General features: G+C 63.6%; 5 protein-coding genes. 3 read left to right on the top strand and 2 right to left on the bottom strand.

Going from position 1 to position 5441, the window contains the following annotated elements:
- Positions 1-36: 36 nt before the first annotated feature.
- Complete coding sequence (gene rfbB / locus AB4Y84_RS11875; protein ID WP_442244873.1) at positions 37-1092, bottom strand: dTDP-glucose 4,6-dehydratase; 1056 nt, start codon at positions 1090-1092, stop codon at positions 37-39.
- Between the two features lie 315 nt (positions 1093-1407).
- On the opposite strand from rfbB, the gene AB4Y84_RS11870 reads away from it, so the two are divergent.
- The 3 genes from AB4Y84_RS11870 to AB4Y84_RS11860 all read left to right on the top strand — a co-directional run bounded on the left by AB4Y84_RS11870 (position 1408) and on the right by AB4Y84_RS11860 (position 4826).
- Positions 1408-2994, top strand: a complete 1587-nt coding sequence (locus AB4Y84_RS11870; RefSeq protein WP_442250178.1) for a hypothetical protein — start codon at positions 1408-1410, stop codon at positions 2992-2994.
- A gap of 147 nt (positions 2995-3141) precedes the next feature.
- Positions 3142-3888 (top strand): electron transfer flavoprotein subunit beta/FixA family protein, encoded by a 747-nt coding sequence (locus AB4Y84_RS11865; protein WP_442250177.1) that lies wholly within the window; start codon positions 3142-3144, stop codon positions 3886-3888.
- Complete coding sequence (locus AB4Y84_RS11860) at positions 3888-4826, top strand: electron transfer flavoprotein subunit alpha/FixB family protein (RefSeq protein ID WP_442250176.1); 939 nt, start codon at positions 3888-3890, stop codon at positions 4824-4826. The genes AB4Y84_RS11865 and AB4Y84_RS11860 overlap by 1 nt, the downstream gene beginning before the upstream one ends.
- 53 nt (positions 4827-4879) lie before the next feature.
- On the opposite strand, the gene AB4Y84_RS11855 is transcribed toward AB4Y84_RS11860, so the two are convergent.
- Positions 4880-5441, bottom strand: a 562-nt coding sequence (locus tag AB4Y84_RS11855) for a hypothetical protein (RefSeq protein ID WP_442250175.1), incomplete at its 5' end; no start/stop codon positions are given.

Below are 5441 nucleotides of genomic sequence, written 5' to 3'. Positions count from 1 at the left end.
GTCATGCGGTTGTCCTCTGTCTGGTGATCACCGCGCTCAGGCGGTGGTGCCGATGCGCTGCAGGCGGTAGCTGCCGTCGAGCACGCCGTTGACCCAGTCCTGGTTGTCCAGGTACCAGTCCACGGTGAAGCCGATGCCCTGTTCGAAGGTGTACTTCGGCTCCCAGCCGAGCTGATCCTTCAGCTTGGAGGCATCGATCGCGTAGCGACGGTCATGGCCCGGGCGATCGGTCACGTAGGTGATCTGGCTGGCGCGCGGCTGGCCATCCTCACGCGGGCGACGCGCATCGAGCAGGGCGCAGATCGCCTGCACCACCTCGATGTTCTGCTTCTCCGAATTGCCGCCCACGTTGTACGTCTCGCCGACCTGGCCCTTGGCCAGCACGGTGCGGATCGCTTCGCAGTGGTCGCTCACGAACAGCCAGTCGCGCACCTGCTTGCCGTCGCCATAAACCGGCAGCGGTTCGCCGGCCAGGGCCTTGGCGATCACCAGCGGGATCAGCTTCTCGGGGAAGTGATACGGGCCGTAGTTGTTGGAGCAATTGGTGGTCAGCACCGGCAACCCGTAGGTGTGGTGGAACGCGCGCACCAGATGGTCCGAGGCCGCCTTGGACGCCGAGTACGGCGAGTTGGGCGCGTACGCGGTGGTCTCGCTGAACTTGCCGGTCTCGCCGAGGGTGCCGTACACCTCATCGGTGGAGACGTGCAGGAAGCGGAACGCCTGGCCCTTGTCGTCCGGCAGCGCCTTCCAGTAATCGCGTACGGCTTCCAGCAGCGCCAGGGTGCCCACCACGTTGGTCTGGATGAACGCGCCCGGGCCGTCGATGGAACGGTCCACGTGGCTTTCGGCGGCGAAGTTCAGCACGGCGTCCGGGCGGTGTTCGGCCAGCAGGCGGGCGACGAGCGCCTGGTCGCCGATGTCACCTTCGACGAAGACATGGTCCGGATTGCCGTCCAGCGAGGCCAGCGTTTTCAGGTTGCCCGCGTAGGTCAGCGCATCCAGGTTGATGACACGCACGCCTTTGGCGACCGCTTCGAGGACAAAGTTACCGCCAATAAATCCGGCTCCGCCGGTGACAAGCCATGTGGGCACTACCCATTCTCCTGTTCGATGTGCGTGCAGGGGGCCTGCTGGCGCCCCGGCTCAGCGCAACAGGATACATGGCGGTCGTCTTCACGACTGCCCGTGCAGCGTGAACAAGGTCCATCCTTATGGATTGGGATGCGGCATGGTCACGAAACCATACGCATCCGTATTGTCTTACTCCGAGCAACGTCCAGCCCCGTCTGATATCCCATCCGCGGGGCATGCAGCAGCGGTGGCGGCACGCCTCCGTTGCTATGCTTGTTTGCTTATGCGTCCTGTCGGTTGCGGTCGCAGATCGATTTTCCCGTCAGGAGAGATGGTTTGGCCCCGTTCACCCACACGCCCCCGCATCGCACCACTGTTTGGAGGACCCTGCTCATCGGCTTGCTGGTGAGCGCGGCGGGGGTACTCGTTCCACGACTTGCCGGCCTGTCGGAGTTGCCGACCACCGACGAGGGGTATTACGCCYATTTCGGCATGCGGATTGCCAGTGCATGGGCAGGCGGCCACGGCCTACCTGCCGACGGCTATCTGATGCTCTACCCACTCATGACCGCATGGGTATTCGAGCTTCCCGAAAATCCCTTCGTCCTGCTCAGAATGATAGATCTTCTGGTGGCAATGGCGGCCGGCCTGCTGTTCTTCGTGATGCTGCGGAGAGAATCACGTGACACCGCCTTCGCCGCGATCCTGTCACTGACGTTCCTGCTGGCAATGAACGCGCTTGGATTCGTGCAGAACGGATTCAAGAACAGCATATTTCTTTCCTACATTCCGCTGTTTCTGGCAGTCGTGTTGTCCCAGACGGAGCGATCACCCAGCCGCCGTCGTTTTGTCGCCATCGGCAGCCTGGTTGCGTTGGGCGTCCTCATTCGCGAACCTTTCGCCGCGTTTGCGGTACTGGCCGTGGCAGCCACCTGGATTCGCCATGGTGGACGGAACGCCATGCTGGTCTGCGTCGGCGGCGTCCTCACCGCTCTTCTCGTCTGCATTCCCCTCCTCGTGCTCCGTGGAGATGTTAACGCTCTCATTGCCGCATATCGGGATGCCGGCACCATGTTCAGCGCCTTTGAGGACCAGCGATTCGAGTTGTTCGTGAATGCCGCGACCAGTTGGGCGAAAGCGTCAGCATTGCCTTTGGCGCTTTCGGGTGCCGGGGTGATCGCGATCATCGCCTCTTCCACACGACGCGGCCATCGAGATATCTGGGGCCGGGGTTTGTTTTGGATAGCGGTGGCAGGGGTACCACTTATCGAACCAATCATGAAAATAGGGTTTCCGTATCATTTTGCGTCCTCGCTTCCTGGCTTGGCCGGGCTTTGCGCATTTGCATGGCAGGTCTCGATTCGTCCAAAAATCGCATTGCCGGCAGCGACCTTGGTAGCGGTAGCAGCGCTTGTTATGACAGGTCCACAGTGGGTCAAACAACTCCAAGACCTGCCTCGTGCGGCGTCCAACGCCTACATGACCGCCAGGCACGGCTGGCCGACGGACGCGCACGGCTCCTCCAACTACATGATTGCCGCTGATGCCATCCGGCAAGCCTCCCCGAACGGCACTACTCTCAGTGTCAGCGGTTTCATGTTTCCCCTGTTCCCGCTCTCAGGCAAGGTGCCCCCTTCGGCGCAGCTCAGCGACCTGACCTTGGCGCTGATCGACATGCACATGGATCGTGACCGGTTGCTGGAGGCTCTTGTTGCGTGTCCGCCGGAGGTCATCATGACCACGACCCGCACAGAGTGGCCGGGCGCCAAGGAAATTGAAGAGATCGTGGAGTCAACGGGGATGTTCATGAAAGTCGCGACCATTGAAGTCAATCCTTCCATTTCTTATGGCACCTTTGGTGGAGACGTTTATACAAGGGTCGGCACCAACGTGACAGTGTGCCGTTCGGTTGGCGGGAGGTGACTCGCGTCCGCAATCCATACGCATTCGCATGGTTACCCCGGGCCAGTTAGAATCTGGGTCCCCCCGAACCGGTTGCTGTTTCCAGGACCGGGCGTTCCCCTTACTGCGAGCCGGCCCGCGGCCGGTACTACAAGGATCTAGCACCAGATGAAAATCCTCGTCGCGTACAAGCGCGTGGTGGACTACAACGTCCGCATTCAGGTCAAGCCGGACGGCTCCGGCGTCGTCACAGACGGCGTCAAGCTGTCTCCCAACCCGTTCGATGAAATCGCCCTCGAAGAAGCGCTGCGCCTGCGTGACAAGGGCATCGCCACCGAGGTCGTGGTCGCCACGATCGCACCGGCTGATGCCCAGGCGCACCTGCGCAACGGCCTGGCCATGGGCGCCAACCGCGCCATCCATGTGGTGACCGACCAGGCCATCCAGCCGCTGACCGCTGCGCGCACCCTGCTCAAACTGATCGAGAAGGAACAGCCGGACCTGGTCATCTTGGGCAAGCAGGCCATCGACGACGACGCCAACCAGACCGGCCAGATGCTGGCCACGCTGTGGGGCCGCCCGCAGGCGACCTTCGCCAGCAAGCTGGACATTGCCGACGGCAAGGCCACGGTCACCCGTGAAGTCGATGCCGGCCTGGAAACGCTGGAAGTGGATCTGCCGGCCGTGGTCACCACCGACCTGCGCCTGAACGAGCCGCGTTTCATCAAGCTGCCGGACATCATGAAGGCCAAGGCCAAGCCGCTGGAGACCCTGCAGCTGGCCGACCTCGGCGTGGACGCCGCGGATACCTTMAAGACCACCCAGTACGCCGCGCCGGTCAAGCGCAGCAAGGGCGTGATGGTCAAGGACGCGGCCGAACTGGTCGCCGCACTCAAGCAGAAGGGGTTGCTGTAATGACCAAGATCCTCGTTGTCGCTGAACACCACGACGGCAAGCTCAACGCCGCCACCGCCAAGACCGTCAGCGCGGCCGCCGCGATCAGCGGCGCCAGCATCGACGTGCTGGTGCTGGCCGCCGATCCGGCCGCCGTGGCTGCCGAGGCCGCGCAGCTGGCCGGCGTCGCCAAGGTGCTGACCGTGACCAACGCCGCCAACGCGCAGGCGCTGGCCCAGGTGCTGGCCCCGCAGATCGCGCAGCTGGCCACCGGCTACACCCATGTGTTCGGCCCCTCGACCACGTTCGGTAAGGACCTGATGCCGTGCGTGGCCGCGCTGCTGGGGGTCAACCAGGTCTCCGACCTGATGACCGTGGAAGGCAGCCACAGCTTCAAGCGCCCGATCTACGCGGGCAACGCCATCATCACCGTCGAGGTGCCGGCCGACCAGATCGTGGTCGCCACCGTGCGTGCGGCGTCCTGGCCGGAAGCGGCCAAGGGCGGCAGCGCCAGCGTGGAAGCGGCCAGCGTCGATGYGGCCCTGCCGACCCACACCCGCTTCATCGGCCTGGCGGCCGGTGCGACCGACCGCCCGGACCTGCAGAGCGCCAAGCGTGTCGTCTCCGGCGGCCGTGGCGTGGGCTCGGAAGAGAACTTCAAGGTGATCTTCCAGCTCGCCGACAAGCTCGGTGCCGCGGTCGGTGCCTCGCGCGCCGCCGTGGACGCCGGCTATGTGCCGAGTGACCTGCAGGTCGGCCAGACCGGCAAGATCATCTCGCCGGAGCTGTACGTGGCCGTGGGCATCAGCGGCGCGATCCAGCACCTGACCGGCATCAAGGACGCCGGCACCATCGTCGCAATCAACAAGGATCCGGACTCCCCGATCTTCGAGATCGCCGATATCGGGCTGGTGGGGGATCTGTTCACCCTGCTGCCGGAGCTGGAAGCGGCTCTGTAAGTCAAGATGCGCACGAGCCAGGCGGTTACGACCGCCTGGCTTTTTTTTGCGTGTCAGAGACAGACCACCGCATCACCCGATGGCAGGACCGCCGTGAATCCCGTCGCCGGCCACGTGGGAATGGTGTCGCAAACCGCGATGTGCTCCGGCGTCGGCTCGACCGTGTTCAGTTCGTGGCCCGTGGTCATCCGCAGAACGCCCTGCTGCGCGCCGGTCAACGCGAAGGCGGTCATGTTGAGATCCATGTAGGCGGTCGGCAGAGTCGCAGGGTGCGCCCAACGCATGTTGCGGTTAACGATCGCGATACGGCTGCGGTCGTTGAATTCCGGATGCTGGTTGAGCGAGTGGTAGATCTCTGCTGCGAGCACCTTGTCGTAGCCGTTGAGCAACATCTGGTCACTGTGGATGCGGTGGCCAATCGCGGTGGCGCCCAGTATCGAGAGGCCCACCGGAATCGCAATTGCCCACTGCTGCCAGCGCTGCCGGAACAGGTAGAACAGCCAATAGACTCCCATCCCCCAGATAACCACGATGCCCCCCAGCACACGCGGCACGGGCCACCATGCATTGCCGGCCGCGATCACGCCGATGCCTGCCAAAGGAATCAGCGCAGCC

This window comes from Stenotrophomonas sp. 2YAF22, from assembly GCF_052114665.1.
GTDB lineage: Bacteria > Pseudomonadota > Gammaproteobacteria > Xanthomonadales > Xanthomonadaceae > Stenotrophomonas > Stenotrophomonas indicatrix.
The sequence above is the reverse complement of the archived record's forward strand: the minus strand, read 5'-3'. Positions and strand labels throughout refer to the sequence as shown.